This window comes from Kitasatospora sp. NBC_01246, from assembly GCF_036226505.1.
Lineage (GTDB): Bacteria > Actinomycetota > Actinomycetes > Streptomycetales > Streptomycetaceae > Kitasatospora.
In genome coordinates, this window is sequence record NZ_CP108484.1 from 5,438,927 (window position 1) to 5,461,925 (window position 22,999).

The following is a 22,999-nucleotide window of genomic DNA, read 5'->3' on the forward strand; positions in this document are numbered from 1 at the left end:
CGCGATCCGGTCCCGCCTTCACGGGAACGAGCGACACCGGGTGCGAGGGTCACTCATGGTAGGCCCTCGCGACGCAGGGTGGCAGCCCCCGGGAGGGACTCGTGGCACCCGGTCGGTCAGCGGGTGCCGGCCGCGGTGAGCGCCGGGCCGGTGAGCCGGTGCACGGTCCACTCGTCCATCTGCACCGCGCCCAGCGACTTGTAGAAGTTGATCGAGGGCTCGTTCCAGTCCAGCACCGACCACTCCACCCGCGAGTAGCCGCGCTCGACGGCGATCCGGGCCAGCTCCAGCAGCAGCGCCTTGCCGTGGCCGCCGCCGCGGGCCTGCGGGCGGACGTAGAGGTCCTCCAGGTAGATCCCGTGCGTCCCGCGCCAGGTCGAGAAGTTGAGGAACCAGACCGCGAACCCGACCGGCTCGCCGGTGGCGTCGTCCTCGGCGACCAGCCCGAACACCGCCGGGGCGGCGCCGAACAGCGACTCGCGCAGCTGTTCCTCGGTGGCGACCGCCTCGTGCGGTGCCTTCTCGTACTCCGCGAGTTCGCGGATCATGGCGTGAATGACCGGGACATCGGTGACTACGGCGGTGCGGATCATGCCACGAGCCTACTTGGCCCGCCCGTCCTCGTCCCAGGCCTGGATCGAGGTCTGGTCGACGATCCGGCCCTCCCGCAGGTCGGCGACCGAGGTGACCAGCACCCGGACCCCGTCGGGATAGCGGCAGGACTCCATGAAGGCGAGGCGGTCGCCGTCCAGGACCACCCGCTCCAGCGTGTGGCGCGTCTCCCGGCCGTAGACGTCGTTCAGCAGGGCGCCGATCTCGTCCCGGCCGTGCACCACCAGCGGGTGGCTGGGCTGGGTCTCGCGGTCGACCACGCGCAGTTCGGCGTCGTCCGCGTACAGCGCCAGCAGCGCGTCGGCGTCGCCGCGCTCGATGCCCTCGCGCAGCACGCCGGTGTCGAAGGCGGACGGCGCGGCCATGGTGCTCATGTTCTCGCTCCTCCGGTCGGTTCCGTCGGCTCGTACCTCCGAGCGTACGCCCGCCCCGCCGCGGCTCAGCCGGCCGTCACACCGCGCAGGTGGGCCGCGAGCGCGGTGATCGCGGCCGGGTTGCGCGGGCTCTCCACCAGGTCGACGTAGTCCAGGACGAAGATCCGCCCGTTGCGGACGGCGGAGACGCCGGCCAGCGGCGGGAAGGACGTGAGGAACTTCCGCTTGGCCTCGGCGTCCGGGGAGCCGTAGTTGTTGATCACGATCACCTCGGGGTCGCGCTGGACCACGCTCTCCCAGCCCACGGTGGTCCAGGAGTCGGCGAGGTCGCCCATCACGTTCTCCCCGCCGGCCCTGGCGATGATCTCCTGGGGCGCGGCGAACTTCCCCGAGGTGTACGGCTTGTCCTCGCCGCTGTCGTACAGGAAGACGCGCGGCCGGCGCTCGGGCTGCGGGACGGCGGCGACCTGCGCCCGGAAATCGGCGATCAGCGCGTCGGCCCGGTCCCGGACGTCGAAGATCTCGCCCAGGTTGGCCAGGTCGGTGTAGAGCGCGTCCAGCGGGGACATCACCCCGCGCTCGGGGCCCTTGCCGCTGCGGCAGGACTCGCTGAGCACGTACGAGCCGATGCCGAGACCGGCCAGCGCCTGCGGGGTGAAGCCGCCGGCCTCGTCGAAGCCGTAGTGCCACCCGGCGAAGACCAGGTCGGCCCTCGCCTCCAGCGCGATCTCCTTGGTGATCTGCTGCCTGGAGAGCCACCTGGCCTGCTGGTAGCCGTCCTTCCAGGCCACCTTGTCGACCTGGCCCTTGTCGTCGGGCATCACGTAGCCGGCCATCCGGTCGGCCAGGCCGAGCGCGAACATCAGCTCGGTGATGCCCACGTCGTTGGTCACCGTCCGGGCCGGCTTCCGCTCGAAGGTGACCTTCGTACCGCAGTTGTCGACGGTCACCGGGTAGTGGGCGGAGCCGGCGGCGGCGTCCCCGGCGGGGGCGATCTCGGCGCCGCAGGCGGTCAGCGCGAGGGTGAGCAGGGCGGCGGTGGCAACGGCCTTGGTACGCATGGGGTTTCCTCAGCAGGGGGAGTCAGCGGAGTCAGCGGAGTCGGCGGGGCCGGGGGAGGTCCGGCCGAGCCGGTCGAAGAGCAACTGGACGGCGCCGGTCCCCGGGTGCTTCACGGGCGTCGCGCGGACGCCGAACACCTCGGCCAGCAGCGCCGGCTCCAGGACCTCGGCCGGCGGTCCGGAGGCGACGATCCGGCCGGCCGCGATGACGTACAGCAGGTCGCAGTGGCCGGCCGCCAGATTGAGGTCGTGCAGGGCCGTGAGCACGGTCGTACCGGCCTCCCGGACCAGCGCCAGCACCTCCAACTGGTGGGCGATGTCCAGGTGGTTGGTGGGCTCGTCGAGCACCAGCACCCGGGGCTCCTGGACCAGCGCGCGGGCGATCAGCACCCGCTGCTTCTCGCCCCCGGACAGGCTCAGGAAGCCGCGCCCGGCCAGATGGTCCGCGCCCACCCGCCGCAGGGCGCGGGCGCACCGCCCGGTGTCCTCGGCGGTCGGCCGGGCGAAGCCGCCGCGGTGCGGCAGCCGGCCCATGCCGACCACCTCGGCCACCGTGAAGTCGAACTCGGCGGAGTGCTCCTGCGGCAGCGCGGCCACCCGCCGGGCGGCCTCGCGGGCGGCGAGCGCGTGCAGGTCCTCGCCGTCCAGCCGGACGGCGCCGGCGGCCGGGCGCAGCGCCCGGTAGACGCAGCGCAGCAGGGTCGACTTGCCGCTGCCGTTGGGCCCGACCAGGCCGACCACCTGCCCGGCGGCGGCGCCGAGGGTGACGTCGTGGACCAGCCGGGTGCCGGCCAGGTCCACCGAGACGCCGTCGAGGGCGAGATCCATCAGCGGCCTCCGAAGGTGTAGCCGCGACGGCGCATCAGCAGCAGGAAGCAGGGCACCCCGAGGACGGCGGTGACCACCCCGACCGGCAGTTCGGCCGGCGCCAGCAGGGTGCGCGAGACGATGTCCACCCAGACCAGCAGCAGCGCCCCGGCGAGCGGCGCGACAAGCAGCACCCGGCGGTGCCCGGCGCCGACCAGCATCCGGGTCAGGTGCGGCACCATCAGGCCGACGAAGCCGATCGCGCCGCTGACCGCGACCACGGTGCCGGTGACGGCGGCCGTCACCACGAACAGCTCGCGGCGCAGCCGGTCGCCGTCCACCCCGAGCGAGGCCGCCGTCTCGTCGCCCATGGCGAGGGCGTCCAGCCGCCCGGCCGCGCCGGCCAGGTAGGCGAGACCTGCCAGCACGGTGGCGGCGGCGATCGGGACGGACCCCCAGGTCGCGCCGCCGAGGCTGCCGAGCAGCCACATCATGGCGCTGCGGGCGGCCTCACCGCGCGCGGCGCCGAACACCATCAGCGCCGTCACCGCCGAGAACCCGTAGGACATCGCGGTACCGGTCAGCACCAGCCGCAGCGGGGTGAGCCCGTACGCCGTCCGGGCGGCGGCGTACACCAGGACCATCGCCAGCAGGGCGGCGGCGAACGCGGAGACCGAGATCGCCCAGACCCCGAGCGAGGCGAACGCGCCCAGCAGCAGCACGGCGTTGGCGCCGACCGAGGCGCCGGAGGAGATGCCCAGCACGAACGGGTCGGCCAGCGCGTTGCGGACCATCGCCTGCACCGCGACCCCGGTGGCCGCGAGCCCGGCGCCGACCACGGCGGCCAGCACCGTGCGCGGCAGCCGGATCTCCCAGACGATCGCGTACCCGGCGGCCTCCCCGGCGTCGAGCCGACCGCCCGTCAGTCCGGCGCCCAGCAGCCGCAGGACGCGGGCCCAGCCGAGTCCGGAGGCGCCGAGGGCCACCCCGCAGACCAGCGAGAGCAGCAGCGCCGCGAGCAGGGCGGCGGCCAGCGCCGCGACGGGTATTCGACGGGCCGCCGGTACGGGGGCCGGTGCGGTCACTGCGGTGCTCACGGGCGGCGCGCCTTCGCCTCGGGCCGCGGACGGCAGCGAGGCGGCGCGCCCGGGCACGGAGCTGCCGGGGCGCCATCCCCTCGCAGTCCACGGCGAGTTGTCGGGAGATCGGCGTCCCAGGGCGATCGGGCTCGCGGGCACAGGGCTCCGCCCACCGTTGCGGGTCAGCGCCGGATTCACACCGGACTTCTCCCTCGGACGCCCTGGCAGCATAACAAGCGCCGGGCCAGAGCGACCCTTACCGGGTTCGCGCGCGAAAACGCGCGACCGCCCCCGTCCGCGCTGCGGACGGGGGCGGTCGGCGGTGCCTGATCGCTGATCAGGCCTGCTTGGTCTCCCAGAAGATCTTGTCGACCTCGGCGATCAGGTCGAGCAGGGCCTGGCCGGTGGCCGGGTCCGTCGACGCCTTGGCGGCCGAGGCGGCCTTCAGGGTGTCGTTGATCAGCTGGTGCAGCTGCGGGTACTTCTCGAAGTGCGGGGCCTTGAAGTAGTCGCTCCACAGCACCGAGATGTGGTGCTTGACGGCCTCGGCGCGCTGCTCCTTGATGATCAGGGCGCGGGTGCGGAACGCCGGGTCCTCGTTGGCCTGGTACTTCTCCTGGGTGCCCTTGACCGACTCGGCCTCGATCCGGGCCTGCGCGGGGTCGTACACGCCGCAGGGGAGGTCGCAGTGGGCGTGGGCGGTGGCGCGCGGTGCAAACAGACGAGAGAACATGGGAGTCCTTCCTTAGATCGTCTTCCCGCGAGCGAGATTACCCTTCCGGGCACCGGGTTTCGCGGCCGGGCGGCGGGCCTAGGGCAAAAGGCGGAGCCGGAACCGGGCCAATTCGGGCATCGGCCGCGGACGGCCCGTACGGCAGACTGGACGCGGCGAGCCGGGAGGAGCAGGCGTGGCGCGGATGACGGAACCGGAGGGCGGCACCCCGGGGGGTGGCGCGCCGTTCGGGCTGATCGACGTGGCGGGGCCCTCGATGGTGCCGACCCTGCGCGAGGGCGACCGGCTCCTGGTCAGGTACGGCGCGCGGATCAGACCGGGGGCGGTGGTGGTGTTCCGTCACCCCTTCCAGCAGGACCTGCTGGTGGTGAAGCGGGCCGTCGAGCGGCGGGCCAAGGGCTGGTGGCTGCTCTCCGACAACCGGCCGGTCGACAGTGACAGTCGCAGTTACGGCGCCGTCCCGGACGAGCTGGTGCTCGGCCGGGTGCTGCTGCGGCTGCGCCCGCGCCCGGCCTGGCTGGCCCCGGGGCACAGGCTGGAGCGGCTGCTGCTGGCCGGCCGGCCGGCCCGGATCCCGGGCCTCGCCCGCCGGCTGGGCGTCTGGGTCGACCCCGGCGCCTGGTAGCCGGGGTACCGGTCAGCCCCCGGCCAGGGCCGAGGCGTCCTGGGCCTCCTGCCGCTTGCGGGCCCGGTACGCGGCGACGTTGGCGCGGGTGGCGCACCGGTCGGAGCAGTACCGCCGGGAGCGGTTGGTGGAGGTGTCCAGGTAGGCGTTGCGGCAGGGCGAGGCCTGGCAGATGCCGAGCCGGTCGGCGCCCAGCTCGGTCAGGTGGACGGCCAGTCCCATGCAGGCGACGGCGCTGAAGTGCGCGGTGGCGGTGGGCGAGTTGTCGGCGAGGTGCAGGTGCCAGCGCGGCCGCCCGGCGTCGTCCAGGTAGTCGTGCCCGGAGACCAGCGGGCTGACGGGGTACTCCATCAGCAGGCTGTTCAGCAGGTCGACGCCGCGGATCTCGTCCCCCTCGGCGGCGGCCTCGAACACTCCGCGCAGCCTGGTCCGGACGGCGCGCAGCCGCGGCAGGTCCGACTCGTCGGCGAGCGCGGCGGCCCGGGAGGATTCGGAGAACAGCGACCGCACGGCGTCCACGGAGGTCAGGGTGTCGGTGCCGCGCTCGGGCTCCTCGGTGTTCACCAGCCGAACGGCCCGTTCGGCGTACGAGGCGAGCTCCACGGTGGTCCTTCCAGAGTCGGTAACGGGCTGACTAGCTCCAGCCTATTACCCGGGCGGGGAAAACGTCGGCGCCCGGCAGGACCGGCCTGCCGGGCGCCGTGCCGGTGTGCTCAGAGCACCTTGGAGAGGAACGCGCGGGTGCGCTCGTGCTGGGGGTCGGTGAGGACGTCGCGGGGGTTGCCGGACTCGACCACCACCCCGCCGTCCATGAAGACCAGGGCGTCGCCGACCTCGCGGGCGAAGCCCATCTCGTGGGTCACCACGACCATGGTCATGCCCTCCTCGGCGAGGCCGCGCATGACGTCCAGGACGTCGCCGACCAGCTCCGGGTCGAGCGCCGACGTGGGCTCGTCGAAGAGCATCAGCTTGGGCTTCATGGCCAGGGCCCGGGCGATCGCGACCCGCTGCTGCTGGCCGCCGGAGAGCTGCGAGGGGTAGTTCTTCGCCTTGTCGGCCAGGCCGACCCGCTCCAGCAGGGCCATCCCGCGGGTCCGGGCGTCCGCCTTGGACTCGCCCTTGACCTGCACCGGCGCCTCGATGACGTTCTCCAGGGCGGTCATGTGCGGGAACAGGTTGAAGCGCTGGAACACCATGCCGATGTCGCGCCGCTTGAGCGCGACCTCGTTCTCCCGGAGTTCGTAGAGCCGGTCGCCCTTCTGCCGGTAGCCGACCAGCTCGCCGTCGACCCAGAGCCGGCCGGCGTTGATCTTCTCCAGGTGGTTGATGCACCGCAGGAAGGTGGACTTGCCGGAGCCGGAGGGGCCGATCAGGCAGAACACCTCGCCCTGCTTGACCTCCAGGTCGATGCCCTTGAGCACCTGGACCGTGCCGTAGGACTTGTGGACGTCCTCGGCCCGGACCATCGGGCCGCCGTTGCCGGCGTCGGCGGGGGTCTTGGTCAGATCGGTCATACGTGACCACCTCCCTCAAGCCCCGGGACCACGTCGGCGGTGGTCTTCGGGGTGGGCTTCCCGGCGAACAGCCTCCGCAGCCGCTGGATCGGCGTGGGCGGGAGCGTCCGGTTGGAGCCGCGGGCGTAGTGCCGCTCGATGTAGTACTGGCCGATGGTCAGCAGCGACGTGAAGAACAGGTACCAGAGGCTGACCACGATCAGCAGCGGGATGTTCTGGTAGTTGCGCGAGTAGATCACCTGGCCGGCCCGGAAGATCTCCTCCAGGGAGATCACGCTGACCAGCGAGGTGGTCTTCAGCATCGAGATGGTCTCGTTGCCGGTGGGCGGGATGATCACCCGCATGGCCTGCGGGAGCACGATCCGCCGCATGGTCTGGAAGCGGCTCATGCCGAGCGCGTGCGAGGCCTCGCTCTGGCCCTCGTCGACCGACTGGATGCCGCCGCGGACGATCTCCGCCATGTAGGCGGCCTCGTTGAGGCCCAGGCCCAGCAGGGCGGCGACGAAGGTCGGGATCAGCACGTTGGTGGACTCGGACCAGAACTCCGGTCCCCACGGTACGCCGATCGAGAGCTTGGCCCAGATCAGGCCGAGGAAGTTCCAGAAGACCAGCTGCACCAGGACGGGCGTGCCGCGGAAGATCCAGATGTACATCCACGCGGTGCCGGAGAGCAGCGGGTTGGGGGAGAGCCGCATCACCGCGAGGATGATGCCGCCGACCACACCCATGATCATGGCGAGCGCGGTCAGCTCCAGCGTGACGAGCATGCCGTGCACGATGCTGTCGTGGAAGAGGTACTTCCCGACGATGTCCCACTTGAAGGCGGGATTGGTGAAGAGGGCGCTCAGCAGCATCGCCGCGAGCAGGGCGATGACGACGGCGCCCGCCCAGCGTCCGGGGTGGCGCACGGGGACGGCCTTGATGGTCTCAGGCCGTCCCTTCGTCGCCTTCCCCTTGTCCAGAGAGTTCACGGTGTGGCCTCGGGGGAGAGAGAGTCAGGCGGAGGGTCAGCTGACGGCGCCGTTGACGGTCGACTTGTCGATCGCACCGGCCTCGACGCCCCACTTGGAGAGGATCTGCTTGTAGGTGCCGTCGTCGATCAGCGACTGCAGGGCGCTCTGGACGGCGGGGGTGAGGGCCGAGCCCTTGGCCAGCGCGATGCCGTAGGGGGCGGCGTCGTAGGTGGCGCCGACCTTCTCCAGCTGCCCGCCGGACTGCTTGACCGCGTAGTCGACGACCGGGGAGTCGGCCATCATGAGCTGGTCGCGGCCGGAGACCACGGCGTTGGTGACGTCGGTCTGGAGGTCGAACTTGTCACCGTCGTTGACGATGCCCGGCTTGCCGGCCTGGGCGCAGGCGGGGTTGCGGGTGTCGGTGATCTCCTGCGCCTGCGTGGTGCCGGTCTGGACGGCGACCTTCTTGCCGCACAGGTCGGCGGGGTCGATCTTGTCCGGGTTGCCCTTCTTCACCGCGATGGCGCTGCCCGCGTTGAAGTAGGTGACCATGTCGACGGTCTGCTCGCGCTCCTTGTTGTCCGTCAGGGACGACATGCCGATCTGGAACTTGTTCGACTGGATACCGGGGATGATCGCGGTGAAACCGGAGTCCTGGACGTCGACCTTGAGACCGAGCCTGGCGGCGACCGCGGTGATCAGGTCGACGTCCATGCCCTCGATCTTGCCGTTGTCGGCCTTGAACTCGTTGGGCGCGTACGAGGCGTCCGAGCCGACCGTGAGCTTCCCGGCGGACTTGATGTCGGCGGGGACGAGGGCGACCAGCTTGTCGTCGGCCTTCACCTCGTTGACGGTCGCGCCGGCGTTGGGGGCGCCGGTGCTCTCGTCCTTGCTGCTGCTACAGGCGGTGAGGGCCAGGGAGACGGACGCGAGTACCGCGCCGGCGGCGAGGAGGCGGGTGCGCGGGGTACGGGCGGTCATGGGGGATCTCCTCCTGAGGGAGAGGTCGGGCGGAGCGCGCCGCGGGGAGCGGCACACCGGGGCAGCAGGCCGTACGGCGCTGTACGGGGTGTATGTCGCTGTACGTCGTCGAACGGGCAGAGCCGGTCGTGCTGGGCCTGAGCAGGCTTCGCGCAGGGTGGTGCGTGGTACTGCTTCCGCCACCCTCCGCCGAGGTGGACGTTGATCGAACCGCCTCGACCAGTGGCCGGCTCGATCGGAGATGGGGGGAATCCTGCCATCTGATGACGGTCGGATGGCCCTCATTCAGATCAAAATCGGATAACGGGGGGTCACACTGTCCGCTATTCGGACCAATACCGTGTCCCTGTCACCCTGCGTATAAGTATGCAGATCTCCCCGCGCTCTGCCCGGAGGCCCGCCCGTGTGCCCGCCGGACGGGTCCCCCGGCCGCCACGCCCGGTGATGACGCCCGGTGACGGCGCCCGAGACGGTGGCCGGTGACGGCGCCCGGTGCCTGCCCCCGCGCGGCCGCTCAGATGCCGCCGTTGACCACCGCGTTCTGGGCCGCCCCCGCGGCGACGTTCCACTTGGCGAGGATCTTGTCGTACTCGCCGCTGCGGATCAGCTGGTCCACCGCCTTGGTCAGCACGTCGCGCAGGTCGGTGTCCCCCTTGCGCACCGCGATCCCGTACGGGTTCGACCGGGACTGCGCGCCGGTCACCTCGAAGCGGTTGCCGCCGTCGGTGGTCTTCGCCGCGTAGGCGGCCACCGGGAAGTCGTCCAGGCCGGCGGCCGCCGTGCCCGCGGCGACCTCGGCCAGTGCCTTGGCGTCGCTGTCGAACTTGTGGACGGTCAGCGGCTTGCCGCTCCGGCCGCAGGCCAGCACCTGGCGGGCGACGATCTCGTCCTGGGTGGTGTTCTGCTGCACCGCGACGACCCGGCCGCACAGGTCGTCCAGGGTGCGGACGCCCTTGGGGTTGCCCTTCTGGACGATGATCGAGGTACCGGCGATGAAGTAGTCCACGAAGTCCACGCCCGGGTCGACCTGCTTGCCCGCGTCGTCGACGCCGTCACGGCGCTGGCGGATGTCGCTCAGACCGGACATCGCCACGTCGACCTGCTTGGCGTGCAGGTTCGGTATCAGCTTCTCGAACGGGGTGTCGACGACCTCGATCCGCAGGCCGAGGATCTTGCCGACGGCGTTGGCGATGTCGGGGTCGATGCCGTCCGGCTTGCCGTCCGCACCCCGGAAGTCCACCGGCGCGTAGTTGAGGTCCGAGGCGATCCGGAGCACGCCCGCGGTGCGCTGGGCCTGGGGGATGCGGCCCCGGAGCTCCTGGACCGGGTCCTTCGCGGCGGCCTGCTCGTCGCCGCCGCAACCGGTCAGCAGCAGGGCGCCGGCGGTGGCCAGGCAGAGGGCCGCGGCGGCCGGTCGGCGGGGGTGGGCGCGGTGGTGCATGAGGGTGCTCCTGTGGGAGGGAGGTGGTGTCGCCACGCCGTCGCGGAGATGTACGCGAGACGGCGGAAGAAGGGATCCTCCCATCCCGACCTGCCGGTCCCGGCGGCGGGTGTGTCAGAATCCAGTACCGGGTGACCCCCGATGCTCGAACCGGACCACCGAGTCGCGACAGGCTCGGGGTGCGCAGGAACGGAAGTCCACGACGACGCCGACTCCGTATCCGAGGCACCGCCTCCCCGTCGTGTCCTGGTTCACTCCTGCGAGTGCGCGTGCTCGTCCGCTGTTGCCGCCACCGGTGCCCGGTGTTCCAGACACCAGGCACCCCGTCTTTTGGCCGCGATGCGGAGGAAGCACGCGCGACGAGGACGAAAAGGCATAGGTGCGATGCCGTCGTCCGACCTACGCTCGGCCCGGGAAGAAGCAGCAGCACAGCGCAGGCTCAACAGTTACACAACCCTCATTCCGAGGGCGCGGCCCCGACGGCGGCGCCCCGATCCAGCCCTCCCCGGGTCCGCCTCGGCGTACCCGGTTTCAAGTTTCCGGCCGGGTCGTCCGCCCGTCGGCCACGCGTCCTCGCTGATCAATGACGAAGAGGTCATCGTGGCAGCGGAGATCATCCACAGCAGCACCCAGGACACCGTCGATCCGGTCGATGCCGTTTTCGCGCTCCACCGCGGCGGCAAGATGGAGGTCCGGGCGACCGTTCCGGTGCGCGACGCGGACGACCTGTCCCTCGCCTACACCCCCGGTGTCGCACGGGTCTGCACGGCCATCGCCGAGCAGCCGGAGCTGGTGAACGACTACACCTGGAAGGCCAACACGGTCGCCGTCGTCACCGACGGCACCGCGGTGCTGGGCCTCGGCGACATCGGCCCGGAGGCCTCGCTGCCCGTCATGGAGGGCAAGGCCATCCTGTTCAAGCAGTTCGGCGGCGTGGACGCGGTGCCGATCGCGCTCGCCTGCACCGGGGTGGACGAGATCGTCGAGACCGTCGTCCGGCTGGCGCCCTCCTTCGGCGGCGTCAACCTGGAGGACATCTCCGCGCCCCGTTGCTTCGAGATCGAGCGCCGCCTCCAGGAGGCGCTGGACATCCCGATCTTCCACGACGACCAGCACGGCACCGCGATCGTCACCACCGCGGCGCTCTGGAACGCGGCCCGGGTGACCGGCCGGGAGATCGGCACCCTGCGGGCCGTCATCTCCGGCGCCGGCGCGGCCGGGATCGCGATCGCCAAGATGCTGGTCGCCGCCGGCATCGGCGACGTGGCGGTCTGCGACCGCCGGGGCGTCGTGTACGAGGGCCGCGGCGACCTGACCGACGTCAAGGCCGAGATCGCCGCGCAGACCAACCGGACCGGCGTCAAGGGCTCGCTGGCCGACGCGCTGGCCGGTGCCGACGTCTTCATCGGCGTCTCCGGCGGGACCGTGCCGGAGGAGGTCGTGGCCACCATGGCCGAGGGCGCCTTCATCTTCGCGATGGCCAACCCCAACCCGGAGATCCACCCGGAGGTCGCGCACAAGTACGCGGCGGTCGTCGCCACCGGTCGCAGCGACTTCCCGAACCAGATCAACAACGTGCTGGCCTTCCCCGGCATCTTCGCCGGCGCCCTCCAGGTCCGGGCGACCCGGATCACCGAGGGCATGAAGCTGGCCGCCGCCAAGGCGCTGGCCGGTGTGGTCGCCGACGAGCTGACGCCGCAGAAGGTGATCCCCTCGCCGTTCGACGAGCGGGTCGCCCCGGCCGTCACCAAGGCCGTCGCCGAGGCCGCCCGGGCCGAGGGCGTCGCCCGGCGCTGACGCCCGGGCCGGGAGCGCCCCCCGCGGCGGGGGGCGCTCCCGGCCGGCTCCGCGCTCCCGGCCGAACCCGGGACGCGCGTCACAGTCACACCCTGTTCCGGGCCCGGGCCGTCGCCGCTATCGTCCGGACCATGTTTGCTGCCTACGCCGCACGAATCGACGCCGACGACCCGCTGAGCGGGCTGGAGCTGGGCGAACTCCCCGAACCGCAGGCGCGTCCCGGGTGGAGCGTGGTCACGGTCAGGGCCGCCAGCCTCAACCACCACGACCTCTGGTCGCTGCGCGGGGTCGGCCTGCCCGCCGGGAAGCTGCCGATGATCCTCGGCTGCGACGCCGCCGGTGTCGACGAGAACGGCAACGAAGTGGTCGTCCACTCGGTGATCGGCCAGAGCGGCCACGGCGTGGGCCCGGACGAGCGGCGCTCCATCCTCACCGAGCACTACCAGGGCACCTTCGCCCAGCGGGTGGCGGTGCCGACCTGGAACCTGCTGCCCAAGCCGGCCGGGCTCAGCTTCGAGCAGGCCGCCTGCCTGCCCACCGCCTGGCTGACGGCCTACCGGATGCTGTTCACCAACGCCGGGGTGAAGCCCGGCGACACCGTGCTGGTGCAGGGCGCCGGCGGCGGTGTGGCGACCGCCCTGATCGTCCTCGGCAAGGCCGCCGGACTGCGGGTCTGGGTCACCGGCCGGGACGAGGCCAAGCGGGCCCGGGCCGTGGAGCTCGGCGCCGACGCCGCCTTCGAGAGCGGCGCCCGGCTGCCCGAGCGGGTGGACGCGGTGATGGAGACGGTCGGCGCCGCGACCTGGGCGCACTCGGTGAAGTCGCTGCGCCCGGGCGGCACCGTGGTCATCTCCGGGGCCACCTCCGGCCCCAATCCGAAGACCGCCGAGCTGAACCGGATCTTCTTCCTGGAGCTCAGGGTGGTCGGCTCGACCATGGGCACCAAGGAGGAGCTGGCCGGGCTGCTCTCGCTCTGCGCCACCACCGGCATCCGGCCGCAGATCGACTCGGTGCTGCCGCTCGCCGAGGCCCGGGAGGGCTTCGCCCGGCTCGCCGGGGGCGACGTCTTCGGGAAGATCGTGCTCACCCCCTGAACGCCGGCGGGCCGGCGCTCCCGGGGGAGCGCCGGCCCGCACGGACCCGTCGGCCCGGTCAGCCCAGGAGGCGGCGCAGCCGCTCGCCGGCCGTGCCCAGCACCGAGCGGGCCTCGGCCAGCCGCTCGGGCGTCACCCCGCCGTCCCGGGCCGCGTCGCGGACCTGGTCCCGGAAGCGGTCGAGCAGCCGTTCCAGCTCGCGGGCCGGATCACCGGCCGGGTCGGTCGCGGTCCAGGCCGGAAGGTCGGCCGGGGCGGTGCCGGCCGGCTCGTCCTTGTCGAGGTCGATCCGGGTGACCCTGACCTTCTCGGCGGGTGCCTCGGCGTCCTGCGCCGGGTGGCCCCAGCGGGCGGCGTCGGCCAGCCCGGCCAGACCCTTGGTGAGTTCGGAGAGCCCCTCGGCCAGTCCGGTCGGCCAGTCGCCGCGGGCCGCGTGGTCGCGGACCTGCTGCTCGACCCGGCGCTTGATCCGCAGCGCCTCCTGCTGGGCGGCCGTCCGCGCCGCCCGGGACTGCTCGCGGAGCCTGCGGGCCTCCTCCTCGGCGGCCTTCGCCTTGGCCTTGGCCGCCTTCTCCTGCTCCTTGGCGCGCTTGGCCTGCTCCTTGGCCTGCTTCTTGAACTGGGCGAACTCGTCCTTGGCGCGCTGCCAGGCGTCCTTGTCCCCCCAGGGGCCGGCCCACGGGTCCCCGCTCTCGGCGCCCTCCGGGCGGGGTGCCTGCTTCGCCGCCCCCCACAGCTCCTCGCGCAGGCTCCGGGCGCCGTCCCGGACGTCCTCGCGGATCGCCCCGGCGAGCTGGGCCACCGAGTCGCGGATCTCCAGCTCCAGCTCGTCCAGCTCGCCCTGGCGGGCCGCCAGCTCGCTCCGGCCGGCCTCGGTGAGCCGGTAGACCTTGCGGCCGCCCTCGGTGCTCTGCGTCACGAGGCCCTCCTGCTCCAGCTTGGCGAGCCGGGGGTAGACGGTGCCGGCCGAGGGCGCGTACAGGCCCTGGAAGCGCTCCTCCAGGAGGCGGATGACCTCGTAGCCGTGCCGCGGTGCCTCGTCGAGCAGCTTCAGCAGGTAGAGGCGAAGGCGGCCGTGGCCGAAGACGGGGGTCATCTCAGACCTCCTTGGTGAGGTCGGGGCCGGTGCCGAGGTCGGGGCCGGCCGGGAGTTCCTTGACGATCACGGGGCCGTCGTCCTCGGCCTCCGGCCGGCGGAGCACGGTGACGGCGCCGGAGACGGTGGTCACCACCAGGTTGCCCCGGCCGTCGCCGAGCTTGCCGGAGAGCCGCTTGGCGCCCCAGGAGCCGCCGACCTTGAGCTGCTCGAAGGTGCTGGTGACGTCCCCGCTGTTGGTACCCGCCTCGACCTTGGTGTCGACCAGCGAGGGCAGCCGGACGCCGACCGAGCCGCTCACCGTGGTGACCCGGATCTCCGACGGGGTGGCCACGTCGAGGTCGAGGGTGACGTCCCCGTTGACCGAGTGGACCTGCACGTTGTCCGAGGTGCCGGCGACCAGGGTGACCTGCCCGGAGGCGGTGTTGACCTTGAGGTCGCCGGAGAGCGACTGGGCGTCGACGTCCCCGGAGACGGTGTGGGCCTCCGTCCGGCCGGTCAGGCCGACCAGGGTGGCGTCGCCGCTGGCGCTGTGCACCGAGACCGGCGCGGTGATGCCGGAGACGGTGGCGCCGGCCGAGACGGTGCCGGCCTTGACCTTGGCGCCGGCCGGTACGGCCAGCGAGACCACGGCCCGGCGGGTGCGCCGCAGCCCGCCGAAGAACGACTTGATGGACTGCACCGACTTGACCGACTCGCCGAACTCGCTCCAGCTGAGGTCCTTGTAGGTGACCGTCAGCACCCCCTCGGCGAGGGTGACCTGAAGGGGCTCGCCCTCCAGCTCGGTGACCTCCAGCCGGGCCGGGCCCTCGGTGGCCACCACGTTCACGGCGCCTCCGACGATCCGTACGTGGAGGGCGTCGACCTCCCCGTCGATGGTGATCCTGTCGGGGCCCTCGACCGTCCACTGGCTCATGTCTGCCGCCTCCCGTTACGACTCGCGATGTATCGCGTCCTCTTCCAAAGACGATATATCGCGTGACGGCGAAGTCAAGGGATCCGGCCCCGAGGGCGCCCCGGAGAGCGACCCGGAACGAACCCCGAGACGCCCCCTACGGGGCGCGGCACGCGAAGGGCCCGGGAGGCGGGTGCCTCCCGGGCCCTTCGGTCACGGTCTACCGCGTCACTCGTCGTCCTCGTCGTCGAGCCGGGCCAGCCACGTGGCCAGCCGCTCGACCGGGATCTCGAAGTCCGGGTTGAGGTCGACGAACTCGCGCAGGCGCTCGGCCAGCCACTCGAAGGTGACCTCCTCGTCGCCGCGCCGGTTCTGCAGCTCCTCGATGCCGCGGTCGGTGAAGTACACGGGTTCGCTCCGGTCCGGTGGGGATTCGACCTGGTCAGGATAGTCCGGGCGGGCGCCCGGTCAGCTGGCCCGCCAGGTGCTCACGGTGAGCTTGACGGCGCCGGTGGTGCCGTCGGCGATCTCGACCACCGCGATGGCGATGTTGCGGGTGAGCCGGTCGCGGACGCAGAGCAGGCGTCCGGGCGAGACCCGGTTGAAGGACAGGTCGGTGTCGGGCCGCGAGTCGATCGCGATCGCGCACTGCTCCGGGGTCACGCTGGCCTCGGTGATCACCGCGAAGTCGGACTTGTCGTCCCCCGCCGTGGTGAAGGAGTTGGCCTTGCTGCTGCTGCCGGTGGCGTTCAGCCCCAGGCCCCACTTGAGGTCGTTGCCGCGCGGCACGACCGTCCCGCCGTCCAGGTCGATCCGGTAGGAGTCGTAGTACGCCTCGGTGCCGGGGATGGCCAGCGGCTTCTTGTCGAGCAGCGGCGTGTAGCCGACCGGCCGGGCGGGCGCGGTCACGCCGTTGCTGGTCGTGGCCGACGGCGCGGCCGTCACCTTCCCGGCGGACGACGGGGTCGGCGAGGGGCTGTGCGAGCCGGCCGCCCCGGCGTCCGCGGTCTGCGACGGCAGCGGCTGGGGCTGGTTGCCGGGGCTCTGCTGGGCGGTGCTCGCGCTGTCGTTCTTCTTGTTGTCGTCGCCGAGCTTCTTCACCAGCACCACGCCGCCCGCGGTGCCGCCGAGGGCCGTCACCAGGGCGACCACCAGCAGGACCTTCCAGGAGACGCCCTTGCGCCGCGGCTCGGGCGCCGGGGTGTCCGTCACCACCGGGCCGGGCGGCGGGGTGTCGTAGGACGGCGGCTCCTGGCGCAGCTGAACGGTCGGCGGCGAGGGCAGCACCGGCGCGGTGGGGGCCTCGTAGCCGGGCTGCGGAGGGCCGTACGCGCCGAGCGGCGGCGGGGTGAAGCCCGGCGGCGGGGTGACCGGCTGCGGCCGGGGGGTGCCGAAGTCCGGCACGCCGAAGGAGGCCGCGGTGGCCGGGTGGGTCGGCGGCGCGAAGGGCTGCGGCGGGGTGGTCGGCGGGCCGCTCGGCGGCGCGGTGGGCGCGGCCGGCAGCGGGGTCGGCGGGGTCTTCGGCAGGTCCGAGCGGCGGGTGATCTCGGTGTTGACCTGCCGGGGCAGCCAGTCGTCGGCGAACCGCAGCTGCCCGCCGACCGACGGGTGGTTGCGGGCGATCTCGATGATCTCGGCGGGCTTCGGGCGGTCCTCGGGGGACTTCGCCAGGCAGCGCATGATCAGCTCGCGCAGGTCGGCCGGCACGGCGTCCAGGTCGGCCTGCTCGTGCACCACCCGGTAGAGCACGGCGGTGTCCGGGCCGTCGCCGAACGGCGCGGTGCCGCCGGCCACGTACGCGGCCAGCGCGCCGAGCGCGAAGACGTCGGTGGCGGGGGTGACCGGGCGGCCCTGGGCCTGCTCCGGCGACATGAAGGCGGGCGAACCGATCCGGTAGCCGGTGCCGGTCAGCGCGGTGGCGTCGGCGGCCCGGGCGATACCGAAGTCGATCACGCGCGGGCCGTCGCCGGCCACCAGCACGTTGGCCGGCTTGAGGTCGCGGTGCACCACCTCGACGCTGTGGATGGCCTGCAGCGCCTCGGCGATGCCGCCCATCAGCAGCAGCACGGTGCGCACCGGCAGGGCCCCGTTCTCGCGGACCACCTGCTGCAGCGACGGGCCCGGCACGTACGCGGTGACCAGCCAGGGGGCGTCCGAGTCCAGGCCGCCGGAGTCGATCACCTGGGCCGTGTAGAGGCCGTGGATCCGCTGGGCGTTGCTGACCTCCTGCGCGAAGCGGCGGCGGAACTCGCCGTCCTCGGCGAATTCCGGGCGGACCACCTTGAGCGCCACCGGACGGCCGCCCGGGGTGTACGACAGGTAGACCCGGCCCATGCCGCCGGCGCCGAGGCGGGCGAAGAGCCGGTAGCCGCCGACCTCGCGCGGGTCGTCCGGGTGCAGCGGCTGGAAGACCGGCGGGAGCGGCGAGGCCGTGGCGTCCCGTGGTGTGTCGGCGGTCATGTGGTGATCCCCCTGGGAGAGCGGTGAGGTCATCCGGTCGGTCACGGGCGCGGTGAGGGCGCCCGGGCATCGGTCCGGCGAGGCATAACCTACCGACCCGTCAGCTGTGCTCGCAGGTCGGTGGCCGTTTGGTTGCAGAGCTGGAACCTTGGCACGGCGCCGTCACACGGGCCGCGGGACACCGGAACGGCCCCGGCCCCCGTGCGGTGTGCGCGGGGGCCGGGGCCGTTCGAGCCCGGCCGGGGCCGGGGCGGGCTCAGATGGTGAAGATCTCCTCCAGCAGCGCCTGCTGCTCGGCGGCGTGACGCTTGGCCGAGCCGACCGCGGGGGCCGAGGAGGCCGTGCGGGCGACGCGGCGCAGCCGCGGCGAACCGTTGGCACTGCGGCCGATGACGACCTGCAGGTGGTCGACCAGGTTCATCGCGATGAACGGCCAGGCACCCTGGTTGGCCGGCTCCTCCTGCGCCCAGACGAACTGGACGTCGTCGCCGTAGCGGGCCAGCTCCTCCTGGAGCTCGGCCACCGGCAGCGGGTAGAGCCGCTCGACCCGGACGATCGCGGTGTCGGTGACCCCGCGCTCGGTACGGGCCGCCTCGACGTCGTAGTAGAACTTGCCCGCCGTGATGACGACCTTGCGGACGTTCGCCGGGTCGACGGTGGTGTCACCGATGACCGGGCGGAACGAGCCGGACAGGAACTCCTCGGTGGCACTCGCCGCGGCCTTCAGACGCAGCATCGACTTCGGGGTGAAGACGACCAGCGGCTTGTGGTGCGGGTTGTGCGCCTGCCAGCGCAGCAGGTGGAAGTAGTTCGACGGCAGGGTCGGCATGGCGACCGTCATGTTGTTCTGCGCGCACAGCTGCAGGAAGCGCTCCGGGCGGGCGGACGAGTGGTCCGGGCCCTGGCCCTCGTAGCCGTGCGGCAGCAGCAGGGTGACGCCGGAGTGCTGGCCCCACTTCTGCTCGGCGGAGGCGATGTACTCGTCCACCACGGTCTGCGCGCCGTTGACGAAGTCGCCGAACTGCGCCTCCCACATGACCAGCGAGTTCGGCCGCGTCAGCGAGTAGCCGTACTCGAAGCCCATCGCCGCGTACTCGGACAGCAGGCTGTCGTACACGGTGTAGCGGGCCTGGTCCTCGGTCAGGTACAGCAGCGGGGTGTAGTCCTCGCCGGAGACCCGGTCGATGAGCACCGCGTGGCGCTGGCCGAAGGTGCCGCGGCGGCTGTCCTGGCCGGCGAGGCGGACGGGGTGGCCCTCCATCAGCAGCGAGCCGATGGCGAGGGTCTCGCCCATCGCCCAGTCGATGGTGTTGTCCTCGACCGAGGCGGCCCGGCGCTGCAGCTGCGGCAGCAGGCGCGGGTGGACGGTCAGCCAGTCCGGCAGGTTGACCTGCGAGGCGGCGATCCGCTTGACCATCTCCTGGGAGATGCCGGTCTGGATGTTGACCGGGAAGTCCGCCTGCGGCTTGCCGTTGGAGGCCGGGGCCGGCGTCTGGGCGGCGTCGCGGACCTCGGCGAAGACCTTCTCCAGCTGGCCCTGGAAGTCCTGGAGCGCCTGCTCCGCCTCTTCCATGGTGATGTCGCCGCGACCGATCAGGCCCTCGGTGTACAGCTTGCGCACCGAGCGCTTCTTGTCGATCAGGTCGTACATCAGCGGCTGGGTGAACGACGGGTTGTCGGCCTCGTTGTGACCGCGGCGGCGGTAGCAGATGAGGTCGATCACGACGTCCTTGTGGAACGCCTGACGGAACTCGAAGGCGAGCCGCGCGACGCGGACCACGGCCTCCGGGTCGTCGCCGTTCACGTGGAAGATCGGCGCCTCGATCATGCGGGCCACGTCGGTGCAGTACATCGACGAGCGGCTGCTCGCGGGCGCGGCGGTGAAGCCGACCTGGTTGTTGACCACGACGTGCACGGTGCCGCCGGTGCGGTAGCCGCGCAGCTGCGACATGTTCAGGGTCTCCGCGACGACGCCCTGGCCGGCGAAGGCCGCGTCGCCGTGGATCTGGATCGGCAGCACCGGGAAGGTGGTGCCGCCCTGGTCCAGGATGTCCTGCTTGGCGCGGGCGATGCCCTCGACGACCGGGTCCACGGCCTCCAGGTGGGAGGGGTTCGCGGCGAGCGAGACCTTGATGGTCTCGCCGTCCAGGCCGGTGAAGGTGCCCTCGGAGCCGAGGTGGTACTTCACGTCGCCGGAGCCGTGCATCGACTTCGGGTCGAGGTTGCCCTCGAACTCGCCGAAGATCTTGCCGTACGGCTTGCCGACGATGTTGGCCAGCACGTTGAGGCGGCCGCGGTGGGCCATGCCGATGACGGCCTCGTCCAGGCGGTGCTCGGCCGCCGAGTCGATGGTCGCGTCCAGCAGCGGGATGAGCGACTCGCCGCCCTCCAGCGAGAAGCGCTTCTGCCCGACGTACTTGGTCTGCAGGAAGGTCTCGAAGGCCTCGGCCGAGTTCAGCCGGCGCAGGATGCGCAGCTGCTCCTCGCGCTCCGGCTTGGTGTACGGCTTCTCCAGGCGCTCCTGCAGCCACTTGCGCTGCGTCGGGTCCTGGATGTGCATGTACTCGATGCCGACCGTGCGGCAGTACGTGTTGCGCAGCAGGCCGAGGATGTCGCGCAGCTTCATCATCCGCTGGCCGCCGAAGCCGCCGACCGCGAACTCGCGCTCCAGGTCCCACAGGGTGAGGCCGTGCGTGGTGACGTCCAGGTCGGGGTGCTTGCGCTGCTTGTACTCCAGCGGGTCGGTGTCGGCCATGAGGTGGCCGCGGACCCGGTAGGAGTGGATCAGCTCGATGACGCGGGCGGTCTTGTTGACCTCGTCGTCGTGCGTGGTGGCCACGTCGGTGGCCCAGCGGACCGGCTCGTACGGGATCCGCAGCGACTCGAAGATCTCGTCGTAGAAGCCGTTCTCGCCCAGCAGCAGCCGGTGGATCTCACGCAGGAACTCGCCGGACGCCGCGCCCTGGATGACGCGGTGGTCGTAGGTCGAGGTCAGCGTCATGATCTTGGAGACGCCCAGCCGGGACAGCGTCTCCGGGGCGGAGCCCTGGAACTCGGCCGGGTACTCCATGGCGCCGACGCCGACGATGGTGCCCTGGTTCTGCATCAGGCGCGGCACGGAGTGCACGGTGCCGATGCCGCCGGGGTTGGTCAGCGAGACCGTGACGCCGGTGAAGTCGTCCATGGTCAGCTTGTTGGCGCGGGCCCGGCGGACGATGTCCTCGTAGGCCTGCCAGAAGCCGAAGAAGTCGAGGGTCTCGGCCTTCTTGATCGCCGCGACCACGAGCTGGCGGTCGCCGTTCGGCTTCACCAGGTCGATGGCCAGGCCCAGGTTCACGTGCTCGGGCTTGACCAGGTACGACTTGCCGTCCTTCACCTGGTAGCTGTGGTTCATGCCCGGCGAGGCCTTGATGGCCTGGACCAGGGCGTAACCGATCAGGTGCGTGAAGGAGACCTTGCCACCGCGGGCGCGCTGCAGGTGGTTGTTGATGACGATGCGGTTGTCGATCAACAGCTTGGCCGGCACGGCGCGCACGGAGGTCGCCGTCGGCACCTCCAGCGAGGCGTCCATGTTGGTCGCCACCGCCTTGGAGGGGCCGCGGAGCTGGACCAGCTCGGGGCCGGTCTCGGCGGGCGCGGCCGGCGCCGGAGCGGCGGCCTTCGGGGCCGGGGGCGCGGCAGGAGCTGCGGCGAGGGGCGCGGGCGCCGGGGCCGCGGCGGCGGGCGCTGGCGCGGCCGGTGCGGCGGGGGCGGGCGCGGCCGGAGCAGCAGCGGCGGGCGCGGGGGCGGCAACGGGGGTCGGCGTGGGGCCGACCTGGGTCGCGGCCTGGGTCACTGGGGTCACCTCGGTACCGGGCTTGTAGTCGGCGAAAAAGTCCCACCAGGCTCGGTCGACCGAGTTCGGGTCCTGGAGGTACTGCTGGTAGATCTCGTCGACGAGCCACTCATTGGGGCCGAAGCCAGTGGAGCTTGCCGAGCTGTTGGGGGTTTCTTGGGACTGTGGCGACACGGCGGCAACCGCCCTCTTCCGCTTCCTTTTGGGATGTTTGGACAGCGGGGATTAAGGCTACGCCCCTGACCAGTGATCGCGCAGTCCCCAGGGCTCAGGCGTCGCCCAGATCACAGTCCTGACCTGCAGGTTGGCTGAAAATGTGCGTTAGAAAGCCGCCTCGGATGGGAAGCGATCGCTTCCGATCAGCCGCTATATATGGATGAAACCGGACAAATCATAGCCCGGAGCCACCTGGATCGTCCGTCCACGTCTGTGTCGCTTCTGTGACATGCGGGCGACGTCCGATCGACGCGGGCGGGTGCCCGGGGCCGCCGAGCGGACCCCGGGCGGGCGCTACCGCGGGCCGGGCAGCCGGACCTCGATCCGGCAGCCGGGGGAGGCCTCCGCCACCTCGATCCGCCCGCCGTGCAGGTCCACCGCCCAGCGGGCGATGGCCAGCCCCAGACCGGTGCCGCCGTCGGAGCCGGGACCCTGGGCGGTGGCGGTGCCGCTGCGGCTGAACCGCTCGAAGACCCGGGTGCGGTCGGCCGCCGGGATGCCCGGCCCCTCGTCCTCGACCTCCAGCAGCAGCGCGCCGGGCTCGCCGCCGGGCCGGGCCCGGACCGTCACGGTGCCGCCGGGCGGCGAGTGCTTGCAGGCGTTGTCGACCAGGTTGGCGACCACCTGGTGGAGCCGCTCGGTGTCCGCCACGCCGGTCAGGCCGGCCGGGCTGACCTCCAGGGCCAGCCGGACGTCCCCGCGCCGGGAGAAGGCCCCGCCGGCCGTCGCGCCGTCCACGGTGACCCCGCGCAGCACGCCGTCCAGGAACTCGCGCACCTCGAAGGGGCGCGCGTCCAGGTCCACCACGCCGTCGTCGATCTTGGACAGGTCGAGCAGGTGGGTGACCAGCCGGCCGAGCCGTTCGGTCTGCTCCAGGGCGGCGCCCAGGGTCGCGGGATTGGGCTGGACCACGCCGTCCACCACGTTCTCCAGCACGGCGCGCAGCGCGGCGATGGGCGTGCGCAGCTCGTGGGAGACGTTGGCGACCAGCTCCCGGCGGTGCCGGTCGGCGGCCTCCAGGTCGGCCGCCATGTGGTTGAAGGTGGCCGCCAGCTCGCCGATCTCGTCCCGGGAGCTCACCTCGACCCGGCGGCTGTAGTCGCCGGAGGCCATCGCGCGGGCGGCGGCGGTCATGTCGCGCAGCGGGGCGGTCAGCCCGTGCGCGAGGAACTGCATGAAGAGCAGTGAAGCGATCATGGAGAAGACCATGATGATCCGGATCTGCGTCTCGGAGCGGATCGCCACCACGACCATGCCGGTGGCGAGGAAGACCGAGACGATCACCAGGAGGGCGAGCTTGCCCTTGATCGAGCGGACCGGGTCGAGCGGCCGGATGTCGGCCCACACCCGGTGGGCGGCGCGGGCGGCCAGCGTGGGCCGGGCGCCGTCGGCGTCGCCGTTGCGTTGCTGTGGAAAGGTCATTGGT

Annotated in this window: 20 protein-coding genes; 3 read left to right on the forward strand and 17 right to left on the reverse strand. The window is 72.1% G+C overall.

From position 1 onward, the window contains the following. Positions 1 to 116: 116 nt before the first annotated feature. From OG618_RS23725 to sodN, 6 genes are all read right to left on the reverse strand, one after another. Positions 117 to 593 carry a GNAT family N-acetyltransferase gene (locus tag OG618_RS23725; RefSeq protein ID WP_329489557.1) on the reverse strand — a complete coding sequence of 159 codons (477 nt, stop codon included), beginning with the start codon at positions 591 to 593 and terminating at the stop codon, positions 117 to 119. A 9-nt stretch (positions 594 to 602) separates the two neighbouring features. Continuing rightward, on the reverse strand, positions 603 to 986 hold the full coding sequence (locus OG618_RS23730) for a nuclear transport factor 2 family protein (RefSeq protein WP_329489558.1): 384 nt from the start codon (positions 984 to 986) through the stop codon (positions 603 to 605). 65 nt (positions 987 to 1,051) lie between these two features. After that, positions 1,052 to 2,047 (reverse strand): ABC transporter substrate-binding protein, encoded by a 996-nt coding sequence (locus tag OG618_RS23735; protein ID WP_329489559.1) that lies wholly within the window; start codon positions 2,045 to 2,047, stop codon positions 1,052 to 1,054. Positions 2,048 to 2,056: 9 nt separating this feature from the next. Then, on the reverse strand, positions 2,057 to 2,875 hold the full coding sequence (locus OG618_RS23740) for an ABC transporter ATP-binding protein (RefSeq protein ID WP_329489560.1): 819 nt from the start codon (positions 2,873 to 2,875) through the stop codon (positions 2,057 to 2,059). Further along, positions 2,875 to 3,939: a FecCD family ABC transporter permease gene (locus OG618_RS23745; RefSeq protein ID WP_442906951.1), complete on the reverse strand. Its 1,065-nt coding sequence runs from the start codon at positions 3,937 to 3,939 to the stop codon at positions 2,875 to 2,877. Before OG618_RS23745 ends, OG618_RS23740 begins: the two co-directional genes overlap by 1 nt. Before the next feature lie 331 nt (positions 3,940 to 4,270). After that, positions 4,271 to 4,666 carry a superoxide dismutase, Ni gene (gene sodN, locus OG618_RS23750; protein WP_063347853.1) on the reverse strand — a complete coding sequence of 132 codons (396 nt, stop codon included), beginning with the start codon at positions 4,664 to 4,666 and terminating at the stop codon, positions 4,271 to 4,273. 184 nt (positions 4,667 to 4,850) lie between these two features. On the opposite strand from sodN, the gene sodX reads away from it, so the two are divergent. Then, a complete protein-coding gene (gene sodX / locus OG618_RS23755; RefSeq protein WP_329492243.1) occupies positions 4,851 to 5,291 on the forward strand; it encodes a nickel-type superoxide dismutase maturation protease in 441 nt (146 codons plus the stop codon). A 12-nt stretch (positions 5,292 to 5,303) separates the two neighbouring features. On the opposite strand, the gene OG618_RS23760 is transcribed toward sodX, so the two are convergent. The 5 genes from OG618_RS23760 to OG618_RS23780 all read right to left on the reverse strand — a co-directional run bounded on the left by OG618_RS23760 (position 5,304) and on the right by OG618_RS23780 (position 10,180). Beyond that, positions 5,304 to 5,894, reverse strand: a complete 591-nt coding sequence (locus OG618_RS23760; RefSeq protein WP_329489562.1) for a CGNR zinc finger domain-containing protein — start codon at positions 5,892 to 5,894, stop codon at positions 5,304 to 5,306. Positions 5,895 to 6,004: 110 nt separating this feature from the next. Next, on the reverse strand, positions 6,005 to 6,805 hold the full coding sequence (locus tag OG618_RS23765) for an amino acid ABC transporter ATP-binding protein (RefSeq protein WP_329489563.1): 801 nt from the start codon (positions 6,803 to 6,805) through the stop codon (positions 6,005 to 6,007). Then, complete coding sequence (locus OG618_RS23770; protein ID WP_329489564.1) at positions 6,802 to 7,776, reverse strand: amino acid ABC transporter permease; 975 nt, start codon at positions 7,774 to 7,776, stop codon at positions 6,802 to 6,804. Before OG618_RS23770 ends, OG618_RS23765 begins: the two co-directional genes overlap by 4 nt. 36 nt (positions 7,777 to 7,812) lie before the next feature. After that, positions 7,813 to 8,739: an ABC transporter substrate-binding protein gene (locus tag OG618_RS23775; RefSeq protein WP_329489565.1), complete on the reverse strand. Its 927-nt coding sequence runs from the start codon at positions 8,737 to 8,739 to the stop codon at positions 7,813 to 7,815. Positions 8,740 to 9,253: 514 nt separating this feature from the next. Next, positions 9,254 to 10,180 carry an ABC transporter substrate-binding protein gene (locus tag OG618_RS23780; RefSeq protein ID WP_329489566.1) on the reverse strand — a complete coding sequence of 309 codons (927 nt, stop codon included), beginning with the start codon at positions 10,178 to 10,180 and terminating at the stop codon, positions 9,254 to 9,256. A 600-nt stretch (positions 10,181 to 10,780) separates the two neighbouring features. Here OG618_RS23780 and OG618_RS23785 point away from each other — a divergent pair. After that, positions 10,781 to 11,977 (forward strand): NAD(P)-dependent malic enzyme, encoded by a 1,197-nt coding sequence (locus OG618_RS23785; protein WP_329489567.1) that lies wholly within the window; start codon positions 10,781 to 10,783, stop codon positions 11,975 to 11,977. 131 nt (positions 11,978 to 12,108) lie between these two features. Continuing rightward, entirely contained in the window at positions 12,109 to 13,071 is a 963-nt protein-coding gene (locus OG618_RS23790; RefSeq protein WP_329489568.1) for a zinc-binding dehydrogenase, read from the forward strand. A 58-nt stretch (positions 13,072 to 13,129) separates the two neighbouring features. Here OG618_RS23790 and OG618_RS23795 read toward each other — a convergent pair whose 3' ends face one another. The 6 genes from OG618_RS23795 to OG618_RS23820 form a co-directional block, all read right to left on the reverse strand. Continuing rightward, entirely contained in the window at positions 13,130 to 14,167 is a 1,038-nt protein-coding gene (locus OG618_RS23795) for a PadR family transcriptional regulator (protein ID WP_329489569.1), read from the reverse strand. A 1-nt stretch (position 14,168) separates the two neighbouring features. Next, positions 14,169 to 15,083, reverse strand: coding sequence for a DUF4097 family beta strand repeat-containing protein (locus OG618_RS23800; RefSeq protein ID WP_329489570.1), 915 nt, complete (start codon positions 15,081 to 15,083; stop codon positions 14,169 to 14,171). Positions 15,084 to 15,290: 207 nt separating this feature from the next. After that, a complete protein-coding gene (locus OG618_RS23805; protein ID WP_063347844.1) occupies positions 15,291 to 15,470 on the reverse strand; it encodes a DUF6104 family protein in 180 nt (59 codons plus the stop codon). Positions 15,471 to 15,530: 60 nt separating this feature from the next. Then, the gene (locus OG618_RS23810; RefSeq protein WP_329489571.1) at positions 15,531 to 17,522 is read right to left on the reverse strand and encodes a serine/threonine-protein kinase; all 1,992 of its coding nucleotides are present in this window, start codon (positions 17,520 to 17,522) and stop codon (positions 15,531 to 15,533) included. Between the two features lie 256 nt (positions 17,523 to 17,778). Continuing rightward, on the reverse strand, positions 17,779 to 21,531 hold the full coding sequence (locus tag OG618_RS23815) for a multifunctional oxoglutarate decarboxylase/oxoglutarate dehydrogenase thiamine pyrophosphate-binding subunit/dihydrolipoyllysine-residue succinyltransferase subunit (RefSeq protein WP_329489572.1): 3,753 nt from the start codon (positions 21,529 to 21,531) through the stop codon (positions 17,779 to 17,781). 336 nt (positions 21,532 to 21,867) lie between these two features. Beyond that, positions 21,868 to 22,995 carry a sensor histidine kinase gene (locus OG618_RS23820; protein WP_329489573.1) on the reverse strand — a complete coding sequence of 376 codons (1,128 nt, stop codon included), beginning with the start codon at positions 22,993 to 22,995 and terminating at the stop codon, positions 21,868 to 21,870. Positions 22,996 to 22,999: the final 4 nt, after the last annotated feature.